We start from the raw sequence: 23,786 nt of genomic DNA, 5'->3' as shown, positions 1-23,786 counted from the left end.
CGACTCCACTCTAGTTGCCGGGGGTCACGCACGTCGTCCGTCCACCCTATTGCGAACCGGCGACAGTACGACTCATTCAGTCATAACGGGGCAGTTGCGCGGACGGTTTCCATCCGCGCTACGCCCACAGCGAACAAGCCGGTCAGTCGCGCGAATCCACGAATCCCCTATCCCGTGAAGGGCGGAACGAACTCGCAGGGAACCGGACGGGGATGCTCCGGATCCAGTGCGTTGAGGGCGACCGTGGCCGCACGGCGGCTGCCCACGATGGCGAGGTGGTCGGAGTAATCGGCCGGGCAACCGTCCTGCATCACGACATTGGTGACATTCGGGCCGCCGGGCACCAGGCCGCTGGTGTACGGCACCACGATTTCGTCGTAGCGGGTGTCCAGGTTGGTATAGGTGACACTCGGGGCGTACACGCCGTCGGCATCCAGGGCGGTCATGAAGGGATCGCCGCCGACCATCTGCGCGCAGGGCTGGCAGACACCCATGCCGATGGCGGCGTCCACGGCGGCGACGCCGATACCCAACTGCGCACCGAAAGCCCGCAGGACGTTCATATTGTCGCCGTAGGTGCCGAGCCACGGCGCGGCGATGGCCACGAACTTGTCGACCTCGCCGGCACCGCCCAGCCGCTTCACGTAGTACTGGCCGACGATATTGCCTTGCGAATGAGCGATCAGATCGACCCGCGCCGCACCGGTCGCGGACCGCACCCGGGCCACGAAGGCGGCCAGCTGCGCCGAGCTGTCCTCGATGCGCTTCATGCCGCCCAGGGCCGACAGCGGCCAGGGAACGTCGAGCGCGCCGTAGGTGAGGGCGTGGACGCAGTAGCCCTCATTGGCCAGGAGCGGGGCGTAGGCGCCCCAACCGGTCTGCGCGCCGGCACCGGTGCCGTGCACGAGGACCACCGGATCCGGATGTTCGGCCGTCGGCTTGCAGTTCCAGTCGTTCGATCCCGGCAGCGAGCCACCGGGATCGGTGAGTTCATACGGAGTGCCCGCGAAGACGCTGAACGTGACCGGGTAATCCGCGCGGGCGGCGCCGCTCGTCGCGATTCCGAAGACCGCCAGTACCGCCATCACGAGCAGTGATCCCGATGTTCCACCCATCCGTCTCATGCCCCCTCCCGGATTCGAACGCGTCACAAAGATGTGAGCCGGTCAGTCGCCCGTGATGGGGGGAACGAACTCGCAGGGCACCGGCTGGGCATGGTCCGGGTCGAGGGCGTTGAGGGCCATCATGGCCGCGCGACGGCTGCCTGCGATGGCCATGTGATCGGAGAAGTCGGCGGGGCAACCGTCCTGCATCAGGTCATTGGTGACATTGGGGCCCGAAACGAGCGCGATCGAGGGCCATACCGCCTCGTCGAAGTGGGAGGCCAGGTTGGTGTAGGTGACCGACGGGTCGTAGACGCCGTCAGCGTTCAGGGCGTTGATGAACGAGGAATTGCCGAGCATCTCGGGGCAGGCCTGGCAGACGACGCCCGCCGCGGCCAGGTTGTCCACCTGGTCGGCGCTCGCGCCGAGCTGGCGGCCGAAGGTCCGCACCACGTCCATCTGGTCGCCGAAGATGCCCAGCCACGGGGGCGCGATGGCCACGAAGCGGTTGACCTCGCCGGCGCCGCCGAGCCGCTTGATGAAGTAGTTGCCGACCGTATTGCCCTGCGAGTGGGCGACGAAGTCGACCTGCGCCGCGCCGGTCGCGGCGAGCACGCGGCTCACGAAGTCGCTCAGCTGCGCGGCACTTTCGGGGATCGGCTTCATCCCGCCCAGCGCGGACAGCGGCCACGGCACGTCGAGGGCGCCGTAGGTCAGCGCGAAGACGCAGTATCCCTGATTGGCGAGCAGCGGCGCGTAGGCGCCCCAGTTGGTCTGCGCGCCACCCGCGGTGCCGTGGATCAGGACCACCGGATCCGGGTGTGCCGCACTGGGTTTGCAGGACCAGTCATTGGCCCCGGGCAGTGAGCCACCGGGGTTGGTGAGCTCGTTCGGGATACCCGCGAAGAAATTGAAAGTGACCGGATATTCCGCTCGGGCGGTACCGCTCGCACCGATCCACAAGACCGCCAGCACCGCCATGATCAGCAGTGATCCCGGCGTTCCCCGCATGGGCATCCTTCGCATGTTCCCTCCCAAATTAGAACGCGTTCAGTCAACCTAGTCAGGAAACAAGCGCGGAGGATGGAATACTGGCGGGTAAGTTCTGAAACCGGTTTCAGTACAGGAAAACGGCGCCGGCCGGGACCCGCAGGCGGCTTGTGAGGCCGCACCGAAGGTCCCCGCCGGCGCCGGAATCGGAAGGAATTACTACCGATCGGACGCGAAACCGGACCGGGCCGGGAACGCCTGCTGGGCCGGAGCGGACCACGACGCCGGGGCCGGATGGGCACCCGGAGCCTGCGGGAAACCCGGCTGCGCGGCGGCGCGCGCCACGGTGCCGACCGCAGCGGTCGCCCCGGCGTGCTGGACGCCCGCCACGAACAGCGCACCCGTCAGCACCAGGAAGGCCAGCGTGTGCAGCACCGCGCGGACGATATTCCAAGCCACCCACGAACTTTCGAACTGCGAGCGCACCGCCGCCAGATCCTGGATCCGGCCCACGTCGCCGGCATCGGCCAGCTGGTTGTTGAGCGGCACGTTCAGACCCGAGGTGATGAAGAAGGCAATCACGTTCAGGGCCAGCGCGATCCCGATCCAGATCAGCGCGGTGCGGTTGTCCTTGCCCAGATGCAGCGCCGCGGCCAGCACCGTGAAGCCGACCGTGCCCAGGAATCCGAGCATGAACCACGGGTTGATGATGACCACGTTGATCTTCTGCATGACATCGATGAAGGTGCGGTCGTCGGACTGGCCCAGGGCCGTCATCACCGAGGTCGCGTAGGCGTAGAACACGCCGGCGATCAGTCCGGTGGTCAGCGTCGCCGCCACCAGCGCGGCGGTGCGAAGTGCGAACATCGTTCTCTCCTGACTGGATCTGCCACCCGTGTTCATCCCGGGTGATCGACTACGTCCAGTCAATCGCCGACGGGCACGGAAACCCATGGCTCAGAAGCTCGCACGCATGCGCAGGGGTCCAACAGGTACGGGTGGTACCAGGATCGGCCCCGCCGCGGTGCGGATCAGAGGTCGCGTTCGGAGATGACGCCGGACTGCATGGCCAGGTTGGCGAGGCGGACCCGCTTCTGATTCTGCGGAAGATCCTCGACGCCGAATTTCGCAAACAGCGCGCGCAGGTGAGTTTTGATGGCGTCGACACTGAGGAAGAGTTCCGCCGCGATCTGCTGATTGGAGGCGGGCGAGGCGAACCCGTCGTTGCTCCGCAGCGGGCGGCAGAGCGCGATCAGTACCGACCGCTGGGTTTCAGTGAGCGAGCGCAGGGTCGGCAGCCCGCCGGTGGAGGTCTGCGTGACATCGCCTGCGGCGCCACTGAAGTCGTGGAAGGTGACTCGCGAGGTGCCCATCCGGATGACGTCACCCGGCTGCAGGCGATGCCGGCCGACCAGACGATCCCCGTTGACGAAAGTGCCGTTGCGGGAAAGGCCGTCGTCGACGATGGTCCAGTGCGCGCCCAGGTATTCGGCGGTGGCGTGCAGGCGCGACACCTCGACGTCCCAGAACAGCGACAGGTCGGCCTGCGGTGAGCGCCCGATGGTGATCCGGGGCTGGTCAGGGGACAGCATCAGCTCATGCTGGCGTCCCTCTTGGTCCTTGACCCGAAGGAAGGAGCCGTGGAAAGCGGTCACTGCGCCGATACCTCTTCTCTACATCCAGCCAGTGACATCGTCCGCACGTTTCAATGGTGCCTGGCCTCCCCGGCACTAGCAAGATCACGGTTGATCCCCCGGTGATACGCAAAGCGCATGAATAAACCACTGCCGCCCGGGCACGCACGAAACACCCGGACGGCAGTCGAATCGGCGACTAGTCGGACAACTAGTTCTTAGAGGCGGCCTTGTTGTAAGCCTCGGTGATGTCAGCGGAGATACGACCACGAGCGGACACCTTGTGGCCATTCCGGCGTGCCCATTCGCGAATGGCCGCGCTTTGTTCGCGATCGATCGACACCCGGTTCTTCGGGCCCGCGGCCGGAGCGCCGGCCACCTTGGTACGACGGCGACCGCTCGTGCGCCGAGCGGCGGAAACCCACGTCTCCAGCCCTTCCCGCAGCCTGGCCGCATTCTCCGTCGACAAGTCGATCTCGTACGAGACGCCATCGATTGCGAACTCGATGGTCTCGTCCGCGATGGACTCACCGTCGACATCGTCGATCAAGCTAACGGTGACCTTCTTTGCCATGAGATGAACGTCCTCTCGAAATCGTGCGACCCGCATAGTCAGGCCGATTACCCGACGCCAGAATACCGCTAATTCCGATAGTCCCAGAACAGGGCCCGGAAATGCAATCCGGAGAACTAACGGGCTGCCGGACGCACAATTGGAAAGAGTATCGTTTCCCGGATTCCCAGGCCAGTCAGGGCCATCAGCAAACGATCGATACCCATACCCGTTCCGGTTGTGGGAGGCATACCGTGCTCCATCGCGGTGAGGAAGTCCTCGTCCAGGCGCATAGCCTCCTCGTCACCGGCCGCGGCCAAACGCGCCTGATCCATGAAACGGTCGCGCTGGATCACCGGATCCACGAGTTCGGAATAGCCGGTGGCCAGTTCGAAGCCGCGCACGTACAGGTCCCACTTCTCGGTAACCCCGGGATTGCTCCGATGCTGGCGCGTCAGCGGCGATGTCTCGACCGGGAAGTCGCGGACGAAAGTCGGCGCGTAGAGCTTGTCACCGTAGACGTGCTCCCACAGTTCCTCGACCAGTTTGCCGTGACCGTAGCCCTTACCCTGCGGAATTTCCAGACCGACCCGATCCGCGAGTGCCAGCAATTCCTCGACCGACGTTTCCGGAGTGACCTCCGTGCCGATCTGCTCCGACAGCGACGGGTACATCTCCACCGTCGCCCACTCGCCGGACAGATCGTATTCCGTGCCGTCGGCGAGCGTCACGACCTGCGTGCCGTAGACCTCCTGCGCGACTTCCTGGATCAATTCCCGCATCATGGTGGCGGAATCGTCGTAGGTGCCGTACGCCTCGTAGGTTTCGAGCATTGCGAACTCGGGCGAATGGGTGGAGTCCGCGCCCTCGTTGCGGAAGTTCCGGTTGATCTCGAAGACCTTCTCGATGCCACCCACCACGCAACGCTTCAGGAACAGCTCCGGAGCGATGCGCAGGAACAGCTCCATATCGAGCGCGTTCGAGTGCGTGACGAACGGACGGGCCGTCGCGCCGCCGTGAACGGTCTGCAGCATCGGGGTCTCGACCTCCAGGAATCCCCTGCGCTCCAACGCGTTTCGCAGCGCGCGCACGGCCACGACGCGGGTACGGGCCATCTCGCGGGCCTCCGGGCGCACGATCAGGTCGACATAGCGCTGGCGGACCCGGGACTCCTCGTTCATCTCCTTGTGCACCACCGGCAGCGGGCGCAGCGCCTTCGCCGCCATCTCCCACGCATCGGCCATGACGCTCAATTCGCCAGTGCGCGAAGCGATCACCTCGCCGTGCACGAATACGAAGTCACCCAGGTCGACATCGGCCTTCCAGGCCGCCAGCGAGTCCGCGCCGACGCCATTGAGGCTGATCATCGCCTGCAGCTTGGTGCCGTCGCCCTCCTGCAGGGTGGCGAAACACAGCTTGCCGCTATTACGGACGAAAATGACGCGCCCGGCAATCCCGACCAACTGACCGGTCTGGGTATCGGCCGCCAGATCCGGGTACGCCGCGCGAATTTCGGCGAGGGTGTGGGTGCGGTTCACCACCACCGGATATGCCTCGCGCCCCTCCCCCAGCAACCGCTCGCGCTTCTCGCGGCGAATCCGCATCTGCTCGGGAACGTCATGCTCCACGGGGGCCGCGGCGGCACGCTTTTGGCCAGCAGGAACGGGGTTGCTCGACGGGGAAGAAGGGGTGGAGGTGCTCACGGGGTTCAAGACTATCCTGCGCCGGAATTCCTTTTTTCCGCCGCCTCCCCGCGGCTTCGGCTACAGCCACGCCAGGGTGGCGACCTCACGCTCGAAGTGCGGTGCGGAGGCGGCGACGGTCAGCAGACCCGCCGCTTTCAGCCCCTGATATCCGCCCTCGAGATCGGTGGCGCGACGCAGGCCCAGCTGCTGCAACGAGGCCGCGGCCAGGCTGGAGGTGTAGCCCTCCGAGCAGACGATGATCCATTCCACGTCGTGATCCTCGGCCATCGCCAAACGCGCGGAACTGGACGGGTCCAAACGCCATTCCAGAACATTTCGCTCGATCACCAGCGCGCCCGGCAGGGTGCCTTCGCGCAGCCGCTGGGCCTGCGGGCGAATGTCCACCAGAATCGCGCCGCGAGCGATGGCCTGCGGCAATTCGATCGGGAGCAGGCGACGCAGCTGCCCGCGGGCCTGGGCGAGCATGCCGTCGATCGTCAAGTGGGTCATTCGAGTTCGCCTTCGGGCTGGTCGGTGAGGACGGAACGGGTGCGCCGCAGGGTGCCGTGACCGGTGACCTCGTAATAGGACATGGCCGTCAGCGGCGGGGAATAGGCGTGCACGCTCAAAGTCGGGTTCAGCGGACCGGTGATGCCGGCCTCCGCCTCGGGGGCACGCACCACGTCGTGTACCCAGCCGAGCGGGAAGGATGCCTGATCACCCGCGGTAAGGGTGCGGCGGCGCAGGTCCCGGCCGTTCCAGCGGTATTCCGACAGCGCGCCGGAGAGCACGGTCAGCGCCCCCAGCGAGCCGGCGTGGTCGTGCAGTTCGGTGTATTTGCCCTCGACCCAGCTGATCAGCCAGATGTCCACCTCATCGTCCGCGACAAGCCTTGTGGCCCAGCGTTTTTCGGTGGGCCAGAGGCCGTCGTCGGGCAGCAGGTGGTCGTAGCGACCCTCCAGCACGTCCTGGGCGCCCTCATCGGTCAGGCGCAGCAGATCGGCCGGACGCAGCCGGGTCGGCAGGGCGGAGGCGGTGGCCCGCTCGGTGACCTCGGGCAGGAGCGGCGAGGTGGCGCGGGTATCGACAGGGAGGGAGAGAACAGAGGAACGCATGAGCGAAACTCCAAGAAGTGTGTGCGGTCGGGGCTATACGAAGCCTCGACGACCGTCGAGGCGAATCAGCCTCGACAACACTCCTGGGTGCTCACGCGGAAATACACGTCGGTGAGTCTAACAGCGGTTCGCCGGGAATCACCAGGGCCCCCGGCGACGACTGCGTCACTTTTATTCCATCTGGTCGGTTCAGGACCGGGCCGCGGCCGACTCGGGCCGGGTGCGCCGCTGCTGATTGCGCTCGTAGACCAGGCGCAGGCCGTCCAGCGTCAGATGCGGCTCGTAATGCTCGATGGTCTCCGACTCGGGCACGATCAGCGGCGCGGTCGCGCCCGTCGCCACCACCGCCACATCGTCACCGGAGAAGGCGTCGATATCGCGAATACGATCGATCAGGCCGTCCACCAGGCCCGCGAAACCGAAAATGGCGCCCGACTGCAGGCACTCCATACTGTTCTTGCCCACCACCGACCGCGGGCGCGTCAACTCCGCGCGGCGCAGCGCACTGCGGGCGATCAGCGCCTCGGTGGAAATCTCCACACCGGGCGCGATACTGCCGCCGAGGAATTCCCCCTTGGCCGACACCAGATCCACACAGATCGCCGTGCCGAAATCCACCACGATGGCCGGCGAGCGGAAACGATGATAAGCCGCAAGACAATTCACGATACGGTCGGCGCCGACCTCCTTGGGATTGTCCACCAGCAGCGGAATACCGGTGCGTACACCGGGTTCCACGAGCACGTGCGGCATATGAGCCCAATAGCGGGACAGCATCTCCCGGAGCTCGCGCAGCACCGGCGGCACCGTGGACAGCGCCGCGACGCCCACCACCTGATCGGCGTCCGCGCCGATCAGACCGCGCACCTGCAACGCGAATTCGTCCGCGGTCAGCAGCGGATTGGTGTGCATCCGCCAGTGCCGCACCAGCTTCGCATGCTCCCCGCTGCCGGAGAACAGGCCCAGCTCGATGCTGGTGTTGCGGACATCGATGGTCAGCAGCATGGCCCGCCGCTCAGGCCAGCGAGAGCGAACGCGGGGAGATCAGATCCGAGCCCTCCGGGGCGTGTGCCGGATCGGTGCCCAGCTCGATGGGGCGATTGCGCTCGTCGACGAAAACCACATGCGGAGCGTAGTTTTCGAGCTCCTTCGCGTCCATCATCCCGTAGGCGATCAGGATCACCAGGTCACCGGGATGCACGAGATGCGCTGCGGCGCCGTTGATTCCGATCACGCCGGAACCGCGCTCACCGGCGATCACATAGGTCTCGAGGCGGGCCCCGTTGGTGATGTCGACAATGCTGACCTTCTCGCCCTCGAGCAGGTCGGCGGCGTCGAGCAGGTCCTGGTCCACCGTCACCGAACCCACATAGTGCAGATCGGCGTGAGTCACCGTGGCGCGGTGGATCTTCGACGTCATCATGGTGCGCAACATCGTCGTCGCCTTCCTAGAGAGTTGCCTGGGCAGGCTGATCGGGAACAGTGGGGAGGCCGTCGAGCGGCTTGCCGATGGAGACGGGCATATTGTCGATCAGGCGGGTGGTGCCGACCCGGGCCGCGACCAGCAGGCGGGCGTTGCCGCTCGGCCACTGCTCGGAGAAGTCGGAACCCCGCAGGGCCAGATAGTCGACCTGGATGTCCGGCGCCAGATCCAGCACAGACTGCGCGGTCTCCAACACGGCCTCCGGACCCTGACCGGCGGCGTGCCGGCCGGCCAGCAGCGCGGCCGACAGCGTGGTGGCCAGCTCGCGCTCCTCGGCGCTCAGGTAGCGGTTGCGGGAGGACTTGGCCAGGCCGTCTTGCTCACGGACGGTCGCCGCCGGCACGATCTTCACGTCCATGTTCAGGTCGACGACCATCTGCCGGATCAGCGCCAGCTGCTGGTAATCCTTCTCACCGAAGAACGCCTCGTGCGGCCGGCAGATATTGAACAGCTTCGAGACCACGGTCAACACGCCGGAGAAATGGCCCGGACGGGTCGCGCCCTCGAGGATGTCGCCGTACGGACCGGCCTGCACCGTGGTGCGGGTGCCGAAGGGGTACATATCCTGGGCACTCGGCGCGAACACCAGCTCCACGCCCTCGCCGCGCAGCAGTTCCACATCCGCGTCGAGGGTGCGCGGGTACTTGTCGAGATCCTCGTTCGCGCCGAACTGCAGCGGGTTCACGAAGATCGACACGATGACGGTGGTGTTGGTCAGCTTCGCCAGCCGCACCAGCTCCAGGTGGCCCTCGTGCAACGCGCCCATGGTCGGCACCAGCGCGACCCGGCGGCCCACCGACCGCAACGCCTTGACGACCTTGGTCATGACGGACGGATCGTGCAGCACGGTCAGCTCGCCGCGCTTGTACGTGCCAATCAGCTTGGGGTCCATGGGCGTCAGCGTCCTTCCAGCAGATCGATCAGGGCGGGGTTGGTCTTGGCGCGCTCGGCCGAACGCAGCGACTGGGCGCGATAACCCGCGGCCAGACGGGGATTCAGGGCTTCGAGAGCGTCGAGATGCGCGGCCACCGCGGCCACGTCGCCGCGCGCCACCGGGCCGGTCAGCGCGGCCGGGCCCCGCCGCAGCGCATTGTCGAGCGCCGCCGAGGCCAGGGGCGCCAGCATGCGCTCGGCCAGGCCGCCGGGCTGATCGTCGACCGACTGCTGACCCAGTAGACCCGGGCCCGACAGCGCCGCGCGCAAGGCCTCCACGGCATCCACGATCAGGGTCACCAGATGGTTGCTGCCGTGCGCGAGAGCGGCGTGATAGAGGGTGCGGTTCTCCTCCGCGACCCGCACCGGCTCGCCACCCATCTCGATCACCAGCGACTGCCCGATGGCATAGCCGATGTCGTCGGCGGCGGTCACGCCGAAGCAGGCATTGGCCAGGCGGGCCACATCCTCGTCGTGCCCGGTGAACGTCATGGCCGGATGGATCGCCAGCGGCAGCGCGCCCTGCGCGGTCAGCGGCGCCAGCACCCCGACCCCGTTCGCACCCGAGGTGTGCGCCACGATGGTGCCCGCGCGTACCGCGTTCGCGGCCGCCAACCCCGCGACCAGACCGGGCAATTCACTGTCCGGCACCGCGAGAATCAGCAGCTCGCTGCGGGCGGCCACCTCCTCGGCGGGCAGGATGCGGGAGTCCGGCAGGCGCGTGGCGGCCCGGCGCACCGAGGCGTCCGAAATCGCGGACACCCCGAATACGACATGACCGGCACGCTCCAGCGCCACACCCAGCGCGGATCCGACGCGTCCCGCCGAGACGATTCCCACCGTCAAGCGTGCAGGCGCAGGATCGGTCCCGCAGACATCCTTGTCCGAGGTCACTTTGTCCTCTCGAAAGTCGTTCCAGTCCCGCCTTGCGGGTACCGGACGTTACTCGAGCGAGGATATCGCCGCCGATTCGCCAGAGCTACCCACTGTGGGATAGACAACTCTCGCGCCCCCGGGGGCTTCCCCGGAACCCCCGCATCCCTGCGGGGGGCGCTCGGGTCAGTTACTGCTGTTCTCGGATTTGAGGTTCGCCATGATCTCGGCGACCGACAGGCGGTGGGTGCCTTCGGCGTCGGCGTTGTCGTCGGAGCGCCGGCGACGGCGGGTGCTGGCGCGGCCCACCGGGGCCGTGGGGGCCGGGTCGGGGGTCAGGCGCGGGACGGGTAACGGTTCGCTGGGCGCGTCGGCATTGGTGGCGGTGCTGCCATTGGTGACACCGTCGCGGTTGGTGGCCGCCGTGTCCTCGACGGCGGGGGCGTCGGCGGTCTCCGGGTTCGGCGCCGAGGTGGGTGAATCCGGTTCGGCGGCGGCGCGTTCGGCCTCGTAGTCCTGGCGCATGGCGTCGGTGATGATCGAGGTCTCGGCGGTGACCGGGTCGTCGAAGGGGGTGGCGAAGGCCGGCGGCTCGGGATGCGCGGGGTCGAACTTGGGGGCCATGCGGGCGCGCGGGTCGTCGTCGTCCTCGGCCTGGTCGGGTGACGACCACGGGTCCCAGGGATCCGCGTCCGGCCAGTTATCGTTCGCCGCCTCGGGGGCCGGTCCGGCGTCGCTACTCGGAAGTTCTTGGACCCGAACGGCATCCGCACGCAGGGCGGGGCGTTCGGAGGGCAGGTCGCCGTCGAACAGGCGCTGCAGGCTCTCGCGCAGGACCGTGAGTTCGGCACGCAGCGCGGCCATTTCCGCGGCATCGGCGCCGACCTCGTGCCGGACCCGGGTCTCGACGCCGAGCTCGTATTCGCGGCGGGCAGCAACCTCGCGCTCCAGCTGCAGTTGATAGACCTTCTGGAGGTCACCCACTTTCGCCTTGTCGACTGCCGCCTCCCTGCGATAACGGGTGGCGGCGAGCGCACCGATGGCGGCCGCCCAGAGGGCTGCGACCAGGCCCACCCGGATCAGGTGGAGGTTGTCACTGAAGACCAGGAAAACGCTGGCAACCAGTCCGAGGAGAAGCAGAAAGCCGGTGAAGAACTTTCCCGCATCCTCCCGGCGGCGACGGGAAGCACTGCTACGGGAGGGTGAAACCATGTCCGCCAGCGTAGCTTGATCTCGGGAGTGTGGCCCCCGCCTTGGCGATGATCAGCGCCAATCCGTTAGCTAAGAAGTAGCTGCCTCATCGGGCGGATCAATGGGAGCCCGGCAGCAATACTCCAGCCACAGGGCCGCCGCCACCAGCGCCACCCCGCCCAGCAGCCCCACCACCGCACCCGGCGTATCCGACGCCGCCGCACGCAGATCCGAGCGTTGCATCAGCAGCCACACCAGGAACCCCAGCCAGATCCCGCCCACCAGCGACCCCACCTGCGCCGACGCCTTCGCCAGCGCCACCGCCCGGGCCGCCGTGATGGCATGCAGCTGCCCCGAACCGGGACCGATCCCGTGATTCTCCTTACGCTGCCGAATCACGAATGCCAGCACCACCTCCAGCAGCGCCACCGGCAGCAGCGAGGCGCCCGAGAACACCGAGATCGGCGGGAAACTCGAATACGCCATATTGGTGGCGACCCAGGCCACGATCGCCGCCAGCAGCACATTCGCACACAGGTCGAGAATGCGGGTCGGCTTCACCGCAACAGCTCCGGCGTCACGGCGTCCAGCCCAAAGTCAGCTCGGTGCGGCGCACCCCGCTCACCTCGGCGGAATCCAAGGCGGACAGCCACTCTCGCAGCGTGCGCAGCGCGCCGATCGCCTCCAGCTCCGCGTCGGGTTCGATCTCCAGCCACGGCACCAGCACGAACGCGCGATGGTGCGCCTGCGGATGCGGCAGCGTCAGCACCGGATCCAGACTGCGCACCACCACCCGGCCCTCGCGACGGCGCGACTCGGCCTGCACCACGTCCACGTCGAGAGTGCGCGCGCCCCAGCGGACTTCCCGGATCCGGCCCGCGGCCTGCTCCAGCTCCTGCCCCAGGCGTAGCCAGTCCGAGGGCTCCATGGCCGGATCCTCGGCCACCAGCACGGCATTCAGGTAGTCCTGCTGCGGCACCCCGCCCCAGGGCGGCGTCGAGTACACCGACGAGACCGCCACCAGGCGCGGGCCCAGCGCCTCCACGACACTGCGCAGATGCGCCAGCCGGTCACCGAGGTTGGATCCGATCGACAGCACAACGCGGGTCACCGCTCTACTCCTGTTCGCGACGGCGGGACGTGACTACACGGACGTCTTCGAAGGTATGCGGAATCGGCGCGAAAGGCTTGTGCAGCACCACTTCCACGGCCTGGATGCGCGGATCCGCCATCACCTCGTCGGCGATGTTCGAGACCACCGTCTCGATCAGATCCTTCGGCTCGCCCGCCACGATCGCCACCACCTGCTCGGCCAGCTCGCCGTAGTGGATGGTATCGGCGATGTCGTCGGACTTCGCGGCGACGGTGAAATCCGTCCACAGCGTCAGATCCACCACGAACTCCTGGCCGTCGCGCTTCTCGAAGTCGAAGACGCCGTGGTGGCCGAAGACGCGCAGCCCGCGCAATTCGATGCGGTCCCCGGGCGATCCGGCACGATCGATGCTCACTACCGCTCCCCCGCTTCCCGCTCCCGCCGGTACCGCTCGCGCAGTCGCCGCGCGGCATTGGTGGTCGCGTCGACCACCGCGATGGCGTCCAGCGACGACCGGACATCGTGCACCCGCACCCCCCAGGCGCCGTGCTCGGCGGCCAGGGCGGAAATCGTGGCCGTGGCGACCTCGCGGCCGTCCGGCGGGCGCGGGCCCTCCGCATCGGCCAGCAGGCCGCCGAGAAAACGCTTGCGGGAGGCCCCGATCAGGATCGGCAGGCCCGCGTCCATCATCTCGGTCATGCGATAGAACAGGCCGCCCAGCAACTCCCAGTTGTGGTCGGCGTTCTTGGCGAAGCCCAGGCCCGGATCCAGCACCAGCTGACCGAAGTCGACGCCGCCGGCGAGGGCGAACTCGACCTGCGCGTTCAGCTCCTCCCAGACCTTGGACACCACATCGTCGTACTGCTCGGCGGGACCCGCGTGCCGGTAGTCCGCCTCCGCTCGCCAGTGCATGAGGATCCACGGAATCTTGGTCGCCGCAACGACTTTCACCATGTTCGGGTCGGCGCGACCGCCCGACACGTCGTTGACCATGGCCACGCCCGCCTCGATGGCGGCCTCGGCCACGCTCGCCCGCATGGTGTCCACGCTGGTCGGCACCCCGGCCGCGGCCAGCTGCCGGATCACCGGAACCACCCGCGCCGCTTCGGTTTCGGGATCGATGCGGATCGCACCGGGGCGGGTCGACTCACCGCCGACATCGATGACGTCGGCACCCATCTCGTACAGCTCGAGACCGTGCGCCACCGCCAGACCCGGATCCAGGTAGCGGCCGCCATCGGAGAACGAGTCGCGGGTGACATTCACTACGCCCATCACCACACAGGAACGCCCCCCACGCGGCTCCAACAGGCGTGGCGTCACAATGCCCCCAGACTCCCGCACCCAGAGTTCGCGGCCCGGCTCGATTCTGGACTGACGGAGCGGGGGAGCGAAGCGGAGGAGCGGAGGAGGGAAGAATCGAGCTTGCAGGGCCGCGAACCCGCCGAAGCGAAGCGGAGGCAATTGAACACAGCACTCACTTTCGCAGGATGAGATCCAGGGCCTCCGCGCGCGAGGAGGCGTTGGTCTGCAACATGCCGCGCACCGCCGAGGTGGTGGTGGAGGCGCCCGGCTTGCGGATGCCGCGCATGGCCATGCACAGGTGCTCGGCCTCGACCACGACGATGGCGCCGCGCGGTTCCAGCTTCTTCATCACCGCGTCCGCGATCTGGCTGGTCAGCCGCTCCTGCACCTGCGGGCGCTTGGCGTACAGATCCACCACGCGGGCCAGCTTCGACAGTCCCGTCACCCGGCCGTGCGGGCCCGGAATGTAGCCGACGTGCGCGACACCGTGGAACGCCACCAGGTGGTGCTCACAGGTCGAGTACATGGGGATGTCGCGCACCAGCACCAGCTCCTGGTGCCCCTCCTCGAAGGTGGTGTTGAGCACCTCGGACGGATCGGTGAACAGCCCGGCGAACATCTCGCGGTAGGCCCGCGCCACCCGGGCGGGGGTGTCGGCGAGCCCGGGACGATCCGGATCCTCACCGACCGCGATCAGTAGCTCGCGCACGGCAGCCTCCGCGCGCGTCTGATCGAACGATCGACCGGTGTCGAGCGCGATCGGGCCGGACACGACACGATTGTTGGTGGCCGACAATCGACACCTCCTGTGTTGACTTGCCGCACATGCAGAAGCGGCCTGGACGCGGTCGCCGAACCACTCGGGCGGATCCGGCCGCGGGCGTTTCACCCAGCGTCCGAACCCCGCCCGAGCCGGGCCGCGAACCCAATGAGCCTATCGGGACCGCGGTCAGCGACGACCGTTCGGTCCGTCCCAACCGTTCTTCTCGGCCTCGTCATTCCCGGCCGCCGGTTGTTCCGCCGGCTGCGGGTGACCCGGCTGATACTGACCGCCCGGCTGATACCGCTGGTTGCCCGCGGGCGCCCAGCCGCCGTACGCGCCGCGCGGCGAGGGAGCCTGCCCCTCGTCCTCCTGCGGCGGCCAGCCCGGCGCCGACCAACCGGCCGGAGCGCCGTAATCCGGACGCGAACCGTGCGTCGGGGCGCCATGCCGCGGATAGGCCGGAGCCTGCGGCAGCGGGTACCCCTGCGGCGCGGGCGCCGGATAGCCGCCGTACTGCGGCGCCGGAGCGCCGCCGTAGGCCGGTTCCGGATAGCCGTTGGTGGGCTGCACCACCGGATGCGACGGCCGCGAGCTCTCCTCCGGCCACGGCTCGCCGCGCTCGGCGGCCAGCTCGCGCGGGGTCTTCACCGGCGGGCGATCGGACGGGGTGCGGTCCCCGAAATCGTTGAAGGCCGTGATGCGCGGCCGCTTTTCGACCGTCGTCAGCACTTCCTCGAGATCCTTGCGGTGCAGGGTCTCGCGCTCGAGCAGCGCGGTGGCGAGCGAGTCCAGCTCGTCGCGGTACTCGTTGAGCACCGCCCACGCCTCGGTGTGCGCGGCCTCGATGAGGTTGCGCACCTCCTCGTCGATCTCGCGGGCCACCTCGTGCGAGTAGTCCGAGGCCATGCCCATCGAACGGCCCAGGAACGGGTCGCCCTGTTCCTGGCCGTAGCGGACCGCGCCCAGGCGGGCGCTCATGCCGTACTCGGTGACCATGGCCCGCGCGATCTTGGTGGCCTGGTCGATATCGGACGAGGCGCCCGTGGTCGGCTCGTGGAACACCAGTTCCTCGGCCGCGCGGCCGCCCATGGCCATGACCAGGCGGGCGATCATCTCCGAGCGGGTCATCAGGCCCTTGTCGTCCTCGGGCACCGTCATGGCGTGACCGCCGGTGCGGCCGCGGGCCAGGATGGTCACCTTGTAGACGGGCTCGATATCCGGCATCGCCCAGGCGGCCAGGGTGTGACCGGCCTCGTGATACGCGGTGATCTTCTTCTCGTGCTCGCTGATCACCCGCGACTTGCGGCGAGGACCGCCGATGACACGGTCGACCGACTCCTCCAGCGCCGCACCGGTAATCACGTTGCCGTGTTCACGCGCGGTGAGCAGCGCGGCCTCGTTGATCACATTGGCCAGATCCGCACCCGACATGCCGACGGTGCGCTTGGCCAGACCGTCCAGGTCGGCGTCGGTCGCGATCGGCTTGCCCTTGGAATGCACCTGCAGGATGGCGCGCCGGCCGTTCAGGTCCGGGTTGCCGACCGGGATCTGCCGGTCGAAACGGCCGGGACGCAGCAGCGCCGGATCCAGGATGTCGGGCCGGTTGGTGGCCGCCATGATGATGACGCCGGTGCGCTCACCGAAGCCGTCCATCTCCACCAGCAGCTGATTCAGGGTCTGCTCGCGCTCGTCGTGACCGCCGCCCAGGCCGGCGCCGCGCTGGCGGCCGACCGCGTCGATCTCGTCCACGAAGATGATGCAGGGGCTGTTCTGCTTGGCCTGATCGAACAGGTCGCGCACGCGGGAGGCACCGACACCGACGAACATCTCGACGAAGTCCGAACCCGAGATGGTGAAGAACGGCACCCCGGCCTCACCGGCAACGGCCTTAGCCAGCAACGTCTTACCGGTACCGGGCGGACCGTAGAGCAGCACGCCCTTGGGGATCTTCGCGCCCAGCGCCTGATAGCGGGCCGGGTTCTGCAGGAAGTCCTTGATCTCGTAGAGCTCTTCGATGGCCTCGTCGGCGCCCGCCACATCCTGGAACGTGGTCTTGGGCATGTCCTTGGACAGCAGCTTGGCCTTCGACTTGCCGAAGCCCATCATGCCGCCGCGGCCGCCGCCCTGCATGCGCGCCATCACGAAGATGAACAGGCCCAACAGGATCACCATGGGCAGCATGAACAGCAGAATCTGACTCAGCCAGGAATCCTGCTTGACGGAGGTGTTGACCTTGGCGCCGGAATCCTGCGCGGCCTTGAAGACCTGCGCGGACACCTCGCCACCACCCGGATATTTGGCGATGAGCTTGGTCTCGCCCTTGGTGGCATCGTTGCCGTTCTTCAGCGTGATGCGCAGCTGCTGCTCTTTGTCGTCGATCTGGACCGAGTCGACATTGGACTTGTCCTGGAGCTGGGAAAGCGCCACCGAAGTATCGACGCTGTGCCAGCCGCGCGTGTCGTTGCTGAAATAGCTGACCAGCCAGATCACGAGCAGAAAGCCCGCGACTATGGCCAGGTTGCGGAACACATTCTTGCGGGTCATAGAGCGTCGGCCTGGCGGCCAGTCCTTTCCGGGGGGTGTATCCGGTTTGCCTGCGATGCTTGCGTGGCACGCCCGTTCCGGCGAACGGATGCGGACATGCCACGTTACCGCGTACGGTCTAGTCGTTACATCGCGCAGTTCGGCAGCTAGTGCAGTTCAACAGGTAAACGGCTGGAGAACGCGGGTGGTTCCCCGACCATCTGCGGCAACACACTGGGTCGATCACCCCCTGGTGTCGGACCGAGTGGTCACAATCATGGCATGGTCGTCTCATCGTGAGTGGCGACACAACAGAGCGCAGGGGGTATGGACATAGTCGAGCTACGGACACCCACAGCGATTGTGCGTCATGGCAACGGGCGTTTGACGGTGCTGCGACCGGGAACAGACGGTGAGCGCGTGCTCGACGTGCCGGTAAGCGACCTGCTCAAGGTGCGTTTGAACCGGCGCGCCGATGACGCCGTCGTCATCGAAATATATCTGCGCTACCCCACCCCCGTGCTGACCGGAGTACCCGCGGACCGGACCCCGCTGCCGGTGCTGATCGCCGAGCACGACGTGCCCGCCGCCACCGTCATCGTCGAGCGCATCAACAACCAGATCCTCGCCACCCAGCGCCTCGATGTGGCCGCCCCCGACCTCACTCCGCCCGCGCCCTCCTGGGGTCGCAGCGGGCCCGCCCGCGCCGACGTGGATCGCGCGGTGCGGCGCATGGCGCCCAAGCGGGACGCCAAACCGGCCGTCGCCGCGCTGCAGCGCTATGTCACGCCCGGCGAGTACGTGCTCGAGACGGCCATCGTCACCGCGCAGGCGCCCGCGCCCCGGGCCACCGGCCTGCTCGCGATCACCACCACCCGGCTGATCTTCGTTTCATTGAGCCTGGGCAAGCGTTTCGCCCACGAGCTACCGGTGGCGACCCTGCTGTGGGCGCGCACCACCGATGACGCCGACGCGCCGGGCCCCGCGCCCGCCGAGTACGGCATCGAGGTCAGCGACGGCAATCTGACCTGGCATTTCACCGGCACCGACCGGGCCGACACCGATCGGGTAACGGGCGCTCTGAATTTCGCCATCCAGCGCGAGGTGGCCGACGGCGCCGCCGGGCCGGCGGATCCGGGCGTCGCGAAGCTGTACTCCGAATGGGAATTGCTGGTCGAGCGGCATTCGCTCGGCATGGTCGACGATGCGCAGTTCCAGCGCTACGGACGCGGAATTCTGCGGTCGCTGCCGGATTGAGTTGCCGGATCGAATGAAAAGGGTTGGGGGTCGAGCCCCCAGCACGCGGCTTATTCGTCGGGCTGCAAGGCGATACGCCGCCACGGGCTGGTGGGACGCATCCACAGCCGCAGCAATTCCATGCGCCGGTCCACGCCACCGGATTTCAGTTCCGCGAGGTCCTCGCACGCCTGCCAGTAGGTCCACCCCGCCAGGTAGGCATCGCCGAATTGCCGCCAGTTCCGGTATTTCCGCTGGGCCGGGGGCAGTGCGCGCATGAGGTACTCCCAGGCGACATCGGCGTCGAGATAGCCGGCGGTGTAGGCCATGCGGGCCACGGCCACGACACGGGCCAGATCCCAGGCCTGGATATCGGTGGGCAGGGGACGGACCAGATGGTCGGTGAGGCCGAGTTTGATGGCCTGCGACCAGATGTCGTAATCGCGGACCAGCGCCTCCGGATTCTCCATGCCGCGGAACGAGCCGACCTGCCGCAGGAAGGCGCGGTGCCGATCGGCGCGCTCGCCGAAGCGGTCGCGTTCAGGGGAGTTGATGGCCGCCATGACAAGTGGATGCACGAGTGCGTAGAGCGGGCCGTGCATGCCGTCGAGCAGCTGTTCCATCGAGGCCATGGCCTCGGTGCCGTCGGTGATGCCCCAGGCGCCGGTGAGGGTGTCGATGGCAAGTTCGCGGCGATCACCGAGCGGGTGGTCGCGTTCGGGGCCGAGCAGCAGTGCGTCGTGGAAGGCGTCCCAGCGGGAGGAGTAGAAGCCACCGAGCGAGAGGGCGCGCAGCTCGTCGTCGGAGACCTGCGCACCGGACCAGTGGTCGTCCTCGCGCTGGTCCAGCTCCGGGTACGGAAAGGTGGTCAGCGGGGGCACGTCGCGGGCTGGCATACCACGATTGTTCCCCATCGATCTTGGAGCGGCCCACAATTCGCCGATCGCGTATGCCACACCGGCCGCGTCGGGTGCGAATAATCGGCAAACCGTTCGGTTCGGAATTTTGGGAGCCGCGGTCCGGCGTTCCGATGGCCCCTCCGCGACGCACTCGCGCAATTGTCTGAATCTTGCCCTGTCACAGTGGGTAATCGGGCGCTAACCTCTGGGGGCATGAGTGGGAACATCACCCTCCTGCGCGGGCTGAGCCCGGCCGCCACGGAGCAGGAAATTTACGCCGCCGCACAGGAATACGTGCGCAAAGTCGGCGGGGTGTCGGGATTGACGACGGCCACCAAGGCCGCGGTGGACAAAGCGGTGACGGCGATCGCCGCCGCCACCACGCAATTGCTGGCGGAATTACCCGAGCGCCGGGCCTCCGAGGGTGAGCCGCCGACCCGCCGCCACACCGGCCGGGAAACCGTCACCGAGGAAGCGAGCTGAAGCTCGTCCTTCACGCCCCGACCCGTTCGCGGGCCTGAACGCCGTAGACCGCCACGCAGTCGAGCGCGACCTCCAGTCGCGTACCACGCTGGTCGAGAGAGTGACCGAGTAGTTCTTCTATGCGCTGAATCCGGTATCGCACCGTGTTCTTGTGCACGCCGAGCAGCTTCGCGGCCCCATCCGGGCTGCGGCGGGCCCGCAGGTAGGCATGCAAGGTTTCCCGCAGTCGCGCCGACTGCGCGTCGGGTGCGGCGAGTGCGCCCAGTTCCCGGTCGATGAGCGACCGCATGGCGGTCTCGTCGGATCCCGCCAGATAGGCGATCTCCACCTCGGAGTAGTGCAGCGCCCGCGGCATGCCCGGCCGGGCCCGCTCGGCGACCTGCCGGGCGGCGACCGCCTCCCGATGGCCCGCCCGGAAGCCGGCCGCGTGCGCGGCGGGCACGCCGATCGCCACCCGCGCGGGCGCCTCCACCGACCACACCGGGTCGGTGGGCCCGGGCAGTTCGTCGTCCACGCCGATCCACGCCCACAGCGCGGTCGCGCCCGACGGGACGGTGAGCAGACTGCCGTTGCCGAGCGCGCCCGCATAGCGGGCCACGATCCGGTCGAGCCGGCCGACGGCCTCGGCGTTGCCGTCCGGCGGCAGCGGCGCGGCATCCTCGCCGGTCCACAGCACCAGCGCCAGATGCCGTTGCGCGAGCCGGTATCCCAGCCTGGCGGAAGCGCTTTCGGTGTCCAGCTCGGCGCCGTCCAGCAGCGTGCGCACGATTTCGGCGCGCTGGGTGAGCGCGGCGCGCAGGCCGCGTTCCCGCTCGGCCATGTAGGTGTCGGTGAGCGCCTCGACCGAGGTGCTGACCCAGCGGGTGGTGCGGTCGAAAAGCCGCAGCAGCACGGATCTTTCGATGTCCCGCGGCAGCTGCCGCTGTTCGAGCACCTCGGTCATGTAGTCGATGACCGCTTCCTGGCCGAGGTGGTAGACGCGCAGCAGCAGCCGCACGTCGTAGCCACGGCGGGCGACGGTGCGGGCGAAGGCGTGCGCCTCCGGCGGGACCGGGTAGTCGAACCGGTCCTGGGTGAGTCCGCTGAGCACCGCGACCGCGTGGGCGCGGCTGCTGGCGGCCAGGTCGCGGCGCATGTCGCGGTCCCGCAGTTCCGGGATGCGGGCGATGATGGCGTCGTCGAGGCGGGTGACGACCTGTTCCAGGGTTTCGGGGGGCAGGGTTTCGGCGACGAAGTCGGCGATCCAGAGCCGGATGTCCGCCGGGTTCGCGGGCGTCGCCACGGGCACTCCTCCGAGGTTGTACTCCGAGCACAAAACCGGCCGGAACAATTGACTCGATTGGCCAAGCATGGGCTCACGAAATTGTGTCACGATCATAGTCCAGTGAGCTGGGGCACAGCTCATCGTCGCAACGAAGCGCACGTGGAGGGGCACATCGTGACCAATACCGAACCCGCCGCGGGCACCGCTCGCAAGACCGGGACCCGCAAGCCGGCCGGGGCCGCCGTCAAGGCCGCCCCGAAAGCGGCAGTCACCCCGAAACCCGAGGCGGTTCCGGCGCCCGCCACCGAGATCGAGGTCCGTAATCCGGCAACCGGCGCCCTGGCCGGTACGGTCCCGATCGATTCCGCCGAGACGGTCGCCGCCAAGGTCGCCGCGCTGCGCGCGCACCAGCCCGCCTGGGAGGCCCTGGGCCCCGACAGGCGCAAGGAGTGGCTGCTGAAGTTGCAGGACTGGCTGGTGGACAACACCGATCACCTGGCCGACGTGCTGCAGTCCGAGACCGGCAAGGCCCGCGTGGACTCGCTCATCGACCCGGCGTTCTCGGTGGACCTGACCGGCTACTACGCCCGCCGCGCCGCGAAATTCCTTGCCGACGAGCATCCTTCGCCGCACAGCCCGCTGGCCCGGGTGAAGCAGCTGACCACCGTGTTCCGGCCCTACCAGGTGGTCGGCGTGATCACCCCGTGGAACTTCCCGCTGGCCATGCCGGTCATCGACGTGATCCCGGCACTGGCCGCGGGCGCGGCGGTCATCCTGAAACCCTCCGAGGTGACACCGCTCTCAGCGGTCGAACTGGCGCGCGGCTGGCGTGAGATCGGCGCGCCGCCGGTGTTCGAGGTGGTCACCGGCGCGGGCGAGACCGGCGCCGCCGTGGTCGGGAACGCCGACTACATCCAGTTCACCGGTTCCACCGCCACCGGCCGCAAGATCGCCGCGGCCTGCACCGAGCGGATGATCCCGTTCAGCCTGGAGCTGGGCGGCAAGGACCCGGCCATCGTGCTCGCCGACGCCGACCTGGATCGCGCGGCGCACGGCATCGCCTTCGGCGGGCTGTTCAATGCCGGGCAGGTGTGCATCTCGGTCGAGCGCGTGTACGTGGAAGCGCCGGTCTACGACGAGTTCCTGCGGAAGCTGACCGCCGCGGTCAAGGAGGTCCGCCAGGGCGTCGACGGCCGGCAGCCCAAGTACGACATGGGCGCGCTGGCCAACGAGAACCAGACCCTGATCGTGCAGCGGCATGTCGAGGAGGCCGTCAAGGCGGGCGCGCGGGTCACCACCGGCGGCAAGCGCACCGGCGTCGGCACCCTGTTCGAGCCCACCGTGCTCGCCGACGTGGACCACACCATGAGCTGCATGACCGAGGAGACCTTCGGACCCACCCTGCCGGTCATGAAGGTGGCGAACGAGGCGGAAGCGATTCGGCTGGCCAATGATTCGATCTACGGCCTGTCCGCGTCGGTGTGGTCCGGCGACAAGGATCGCGCCGAACGCGTTGCGCGCCAGTTGAACGCGGGCGCGGTCAACATCAACGACGTGTTCGCCAATATGTTCAGCTTCGCGCTGCCCATGGGCGGCTGGGGCCTGTCCGGCACCGGCGCGCGCTGGGGCGGGGCCAACGGCGTACGCAAGTACTGCCGTCAGCAGGCCATCACCAAGCCGATCCTGCCGACGCAGGCCAAAGAGCCGCTGTGGTTCCCGTATTCGCCGGCCAAGCTGACCTTCGCCATGAGCGCCATGCGCGCGGCGGGCACCCGCGGACTGCGGCGCATCAACGTGCCCGCCATCATCAAGACCGTTCGGGGGCTGTGATGACCGACTTCACAATGATCGCAGGCAAGGTCGTCGTGATCACCGGCGGCGCCCGCGGCATCGGCCTGGCCACCGCGACCACCCTGCAGGCCCTCGGCGCCAAGATCGCCATCGGTGACATCGACGAGACCACCGTCAAGGAGTCCGGCGCCGCAAGGGATTTCGACGTGTACGGCAAGCTGGACGTCACCGACCAGCAGTCTTTCGAGGCCTTCCTCGACGAGGTGGAGCGGCAGCTCGGGCCGATCGACGTGCTGATCAACAATGCCGGGATCATGCCCACGGGGCGCCTGGTGGACGAACCGGATCAGATCACCCGCCGCATTCTCGACATCAATGTGTACGGCGTGATCCTCGGCTCCAAGCTGGCCATCGCGCGCATGCTGCCGCGCGGGCGCGGGCACGTCATCAATATCGCCTCGCTGGCGGGCGAGAGCCATATCCCGGGCCTGGCCACCTACAACGCGAGCAAGCACGCGGTGCTCGGCTTCACCGACACGCTGCGCGAGGAGTACCGCGGCACCGGGCTCGCGTTCTCCTCGGTGCTGCCGACGCTCACGAAAACCGAACTGGGCTCTGGGGTTTCGCTGCCCAAGCTGATGCGCCCGGCGGAGCCGGAGGAGATCGCGGACGCCATCGCCAAGCTGATCGTGGAGCCCAAGGCCAAGGCGCGGGTCACCGCGGTCGCGGGCTTCATGGCACAGCTCTTCGGCCTGCTGCCGCAGTCGCTGAGCGATGCCATCGGGCGCACGCTCGGCTCGCAGACCGCCTTCCTCGACGATGTGGACAGCGACGCGCGTAAAGCGTACGAGCACCGGGTGCGCGACTAG

The 23,786-nt window shown here is 67.9% G+C and carries 25 protein-coding genes; 4 read left to right on the top strand and 21 right to left on the bottom strand.

Features of this window, described 5'->3' with window-relative positions:
• Nucleotides 1–167: 167 nt before the first annotated feature.
• The 19 genes from ON33_RS02340 to ftsH form a co-directional block, all read right to left on the bottom strand.
• A complete protein-coding gene (locus ON33_RS02340) occupies nt 168–1,124 on the bottom strand; it encodes an esterase/lipase family protein (protein WP_040854291.1) in 957 nt (318 codons plus the stop codon).
• A gap of 42 nt (nt 1,125–1,166) precedes the next feature.
• Entirely contained in the window at nt 1,167–2,120 is a 954-nt protein-coding gene (locus tag ON33_RS02335; RefSeq protein WP_373281005.1) for an esterase/lipase family protein, read from the bottom strand.
• Between the two features lie 192 nt (nt 2,121–2,312).
• Nucleotides 2,313–2,960 (bottom strand): anthrone oxygenase family protein, encoded by a 648-nt coding sequence (locus ON33_RS02330; protein WP_083868529.1) that lies wholly within the window; start codon nt 2,958–2,960, stop codon nt 2,313–2,315.
• A 164-nt stretch (nt 2,961–3,124) separates the two neighbouring features.
• The gene (locus tag ON33_RS02325; protein WP_040854285.1) at nt 3,125–3,748 is read right to left on the bottom strand and encodes an FHA domain-containing protein; all 624 of its coding nucleotides are present in this window, start codon (nt 3,746–3,748) and stop codon (nt 3,125–3,127) included.
• A gap of 190 nt (nt 3,749–3,938) precedes the next feature.
• A complete protein-coding gene (locus ON33_RS02320) occupies nt 3,939–4,301 on the bottom strand; it encodes a histone-like nucleoid-structuring protein Lsr2 (protein ID WP_040854282.1) in 363 nt (120 codons plus the stop codon).
• 116 nt (nt 4,302–4,417) lie between these two features.
• Nucleotides 4,418–5,884 carry a lysine--tRNA ligase gene (lysS, locus tag ON33_RS02315; protein WP_051151566.1) on the bottom strand — a complete coding sequence of 489 codons (1,467 nt, stop codon included), beginning with the start codon at nt 5,882–5,884 and terminating at the stop codon, nt 4,418–4,420.
• Nucleotides 5,885–6,043: 159 nt separating this feature from the next.
• Entirely contained in the window at nt 6,044–6,475 is a 432-nt protein-coding gene (locus ON33_RS02310) for a rhodanese-like domain-containing protein (protein WP_174391465.1), read from the bottom strand.
• Nucleotides 6,472–7,080, bottom strand: coding sequence for a cysteine dioxygenase (locus ON33_RS02305; RefSeq protein ID WP_051151548.1), 609 nt, complete (start codon nt 7,078–7,080; stop codon nt 6,472–6,474). The genes ON33_RS02310 and ON33_RS02305 overlap by 4 nt, the downstream gene beginning before the upstream one ends.
• A gap of 189 nt (nt 7,081–7,269) precedes the next feature.
• Nucleotides 7,270–8,085, bottom strand: a complete 816-nt coding sequence (locus ON33_RS02300) for a type III pantothenate kinase (protein ID WP_040854278.1) — start codon at nt 8,083–8,085, stop codon at nt 7,270–7,272.
• A 10-nt stretch (nt 8,086–8,095) separates the two neighbouring features.
• Complete coding sequence (gene panD / locus ON33_RS02295; RefSeq protein ID WP_040854277.1) at nt 8,096–8,515, bottom strand: aspartate 1-decarboxylase; 420 nt, start codon at nt 8,513–8,515, stop codon at nt 8,096–8,098.
• A gap of 13 nt (nt 8,516–8,528) precedes the next feature.
• Nucleotides 8,529–9,455 carry a pantoate--beta-alanine ligase gene (gene panC, locus ON33_RS02290; protein WP_040854274.1) on the bottom strand — a complete coding sequence of 309 codons (927 nt, stop codon included), beginning with the start codon at nt 9,453–9,455 and terminating at the stop codon, nt 8,529–8,531.
• Nucleotides 9,456–9,460: 5 nt separating this feature from the next.
• On the bottom strand, nt 9,461–10,390 hold the full coding sequence (locus tag ON33_RS02285; RefSeq protein ID WP_040854271.1) for a Rossmann-like and DUF2520 domain-containing protein: 930 nt from the start codon (nt 10,388–10,390) through the stop codon (nt 9,461–9,463).
• Nucleotides 10,391–10,555: 165 nt separating this feature from the next.
• A complete protein-coding gene (locus tag ON33_RS02280; RefSeq protein ID WP_051151547.1) occupies nt 10,556–11,581 on the bottom strand; it encodes a DUF6779 domain-containing protein in 1,026 nt (341 codons plus the stop codon).
• A gap of 69 nt (nt 11,582–11,650) precedes the next feature.
• A complete protein-coding gene (locus tag ON33_RS02275; RefSeq protein ID WP_040854266.1) occupies nt 11,651–12,121 on the bottom strand; it encodes a DUF3180 domain-containing protein in 471 nt (156 codons plus the stop codon).
• Nucleotides 12,122–12,137: 16 nt separating this feature from the next.
• Entirely contained in the window at nt 12,138–12,671 is a 534-nt protein-coding gene (folK, locus tag ON33_RS02270) for a 2-amino-4-hydroxy-6-hydroxymethyldihydropteridine diphosphokinase (RefSeq protein WP_040854260.1), read from the bottom strand.
• Nucleotides 12,672–12,675: 4 nt separating this feature from the next.
• On the bottom strand, nt 12,676–13,068 hold the full coding sequence (folB, locus tag ON33_RS02265; protein ID WP_040854258.1) for a dihydroneopterin aldolase: 393 nt from the start codon (nt 13,066–13,068) through the stop codon (nt 12,676–12,678).
• Nucleotides 13,068–13,928, bottom strand: a complete 861-nt coding sequence (gene folP / locus ON33_RS02260) for a dihydropteroate synthase (RefSeq protein WP_051151546.1) — start codon at nt 13,926–13,928, stop codon at nt 13,068–13,070. The genes folB and folP overlap by 1 nt, the downstream gene beginning before the upstream one ends.
• Nucleotides 13,929–14,130: 202 nt before the next feature.
• Nucleotides 14,131–14,730 (bottom strand): GTP cyclohydrolase I FolE, encoded by a 600-nt coding sequence (folE, locus tag ON33_RS02255; RefSeq protein WP_245550261.1) that lies wholly within the window; start codon nt 14,728–14,730, stop codon nt 14,131–14,133.
• A 177-nt stretch (nt 14,731–14,907) separates the two neighbouring features.
• Complete coding sequence (gene ftsH, locus ON33_RS02250) at nt 14,908–17,265, bottom strand: ATP-dependent zinc metalloprotease FtsH (protein WP_040854256.1); 2,358 nt, start codon at nt 17,263–17,265, stop codon at nt 14,908–14,910.
• Between the two features lie 399 nt (nt 17,266–17,664).
• Here ftsH and ON33_RS02245 point away from each other — a divergent pair, with 399 nt between their 5' ends.
• Entirely contained in the window at nt 17,665–18,501 is an 837-nt protein-coding gene (locus tag ON33_RS02245; protein ID WP_245550260.1) for a hypothetical protein, read from the top strand.
• A 50-nt stretch (nt 18,502–18,551) separates the two neighbouring features.
• On the opposite strand, the gene ON33_RS02240 is transcribed toward ON33_RS02245, so the two are convergent.
• On the bottom strand, nt 18,552–19,376 hold the full coding sequence (locus tag ON33_RS02240) for a DUF1266 domain-containing protein (protein WP_040854252.1): 825 nt from the start codon (nt 19,374–19,376) through the stop codon (nt 18,552–18,554).
• 216 nt (nt 19,377–19,592) lie between these two features.
• On the opposite strand from ON33_RS02240, the gene ON33_RS02235 reads away from it, so the two are divergent.
• Entirely contained in the window at nt 19,593–19,862 is a 270-nt protein-coding gene (locus ON33_RS02235; RefSeq protein ID WP_040854249.1) for a DUF2277 domain-containing protein, read from the top strand.
• 10 nt (nt 19,863–19,872) lie between these two features.
• Here ON33_RS02235 and ON33_RS02230 read toward each other — a convergent pair whose 3' ends face one another.
• The gene (locus tag ON33_RS02230) at nt 19,873–21,144 is read right to left on the bottom strand and encodes a PucR family transcriptional regulator (protein ID WP_040854566.1); all 1,272 of its coding nucleotides are present in this window, start codon (nt 21,142–21,144) and stop codon (nt 19,873–19,875) included.
• 156 nt (nt 21,145–21,300) lie between these two features.
• Here ON33_RS02230 and ON33_RS02225 point away from each other — a divergent pair, with 156 nt between their 5' ends.
• Nucleotides 21,301–22,956: an aldehyde dehydrogenase family protein gene (locus tag ON33_RS02225; RefSeq protein ID WP_040854564.1), complete on the top strand. Its 1,656-nt coding sequence runs from the start codon at nt 21,301–21,303 to the stop codon at nt 22,954–22,956.
• Nucleotides 22,956–23,786, top strand: coding sequence for an SDR family oxidoreductase (locus tag ON33_RS02220; protein WP_040854246.1), 831 nt, complete (start codon nt 22,956–22,958; stop codon nt 23,784–23,786). The genes ON33_RS02225 and ON33_RS02220 overlap by 1 nt, the downstream gene beginning before the upstream one ends.

Source organism: Nocardia niigatensis NBRC 100131, from assembly GCF_000308655.1.
Taxonomy (GTDB): domain Bacteria; phylum Actinomycetota; class Actinomycetes; order Mycobacteriales; family Mycobacteriaceae; genus Nocardia; species Nocardia niigatensis.
This window is presented reverse-complemented; position numbering and strand designations above follow the sequence as displayed.

Excerpts from the sequence above, each read along its gene's own strand:
- ON33_RS02340 (WP_040854291.1), bottom strand. The coding sequence starts at position 1,124 with ATGAGACGGATGGGTGGAACATCGGGATCACTGCTCGTGATGGCGGTA.
- ON33_RS02335 (WP_373281005.1), bottom strand. The coding sequence starts at position 2,120 with ATGCCCATGCGGGGAACGCCGGGATCACTGCTGATCATGGCGGTGCTG.
- ON33_RS02330 (WP_083868529.1), bottom strand. The coding sequence starts at position 2,960 with ATGTTCGCACTTCGCACCGCCGCGCTGGTGGCGGCGACGCTGACCACC.
- ON33_RS02320 (WP_040854282.1), bottom strand. The coding sequence starts at position 4,301 with ATGGCAAAGAAGGTCACCGTTAGCTTGATCGACGATGTCGACGGTGAG.
- lysS (WP_051151566.1), bottom strand. The coding sequence starts at position 5,884 with ATGCGGATTCGCCGCGAGAAGCGCGAGCGGTTGCTGGGGGAGGGGCGC.
- ON33_RS02310 (WP_174391465.1), bottom strand. The coding sequence starts at position 6,475 with ATGACCCACTTGACGATCGACGGCATGCTCGCCCAGGCCCGCGGGCAG.
- ON33_RS02305 (WP_051151548.1), bottom strand. The coding sequence starts at position 7,080 with ATGCGTTCCTCTGTTCTCTCCCTCCCTGTCGATACCCGCGCCACCTCG.
- ON33_RS02300 (WP_040854278.1), bottom strand. The coding sequence starts at position 8,085 with ATGCTGCTGACCATCGATGTCCGCAACACCAGCATCGAGCTGGGCCTG.
- panD (WP_040854277.1), bottom strand. The coding sequence starts at position 8,515 with ATGTTGCGCACCATGATGACGTCGAAGATCCACCGCGCCACGGTGACT.
- panC (WP_040854274.1), bottom strand. The coding sequence starts at position 9,455 with ATGGACCCCAAGCTGATTGGCACGTACAAGCGCGGCGAGCTGACCGTG.
- ON33_RS02280 (WP_051151547.1), bottom strand. The coding sequence starts at position 11,581 with ATGGTTTCACCCTCCCGTAGCAGTGCTTCCCGTCGCCGCCGGGAGGAT.
- folP (WP_051151546.1), bottom strand. The coding sequence starts at position 13,928 with ATGGGCGTAGTGAATGTCACCCGCGACTCGTTCTCCGATGGCGGCCGC.
- ftsH (WP_040854256.1), bottom strand. The coding sequence starts at position 17,265 with ATGACCCGCAAGAATGTGTTCCGCAACCTGGCCATAGTCGCGGGCTTT.
- ON33_RS02240 (WP_040854252.1), bottom strand. The coding sequence starts at position 19,376 with ATGCCAGCCCGCGACGTGCCCCCGCTGACCACCTTTCCGTACCCGGAG.
- ON33_RS02235 (WP_040854249.1), top strand. The coding sequence starts at position 19,593 with ATGAGTGGGAACATCACCCTCCTGCGCGGGCTGAGCCCGGCCGCCACG.
- ON33_RS02220 (WP_040854246.1), top strand. The coding sequence starts at position 22,956 with ATGACCGACTTCACAATGATCGCAGGCAAGGTCGTCGTGATCACCGGC.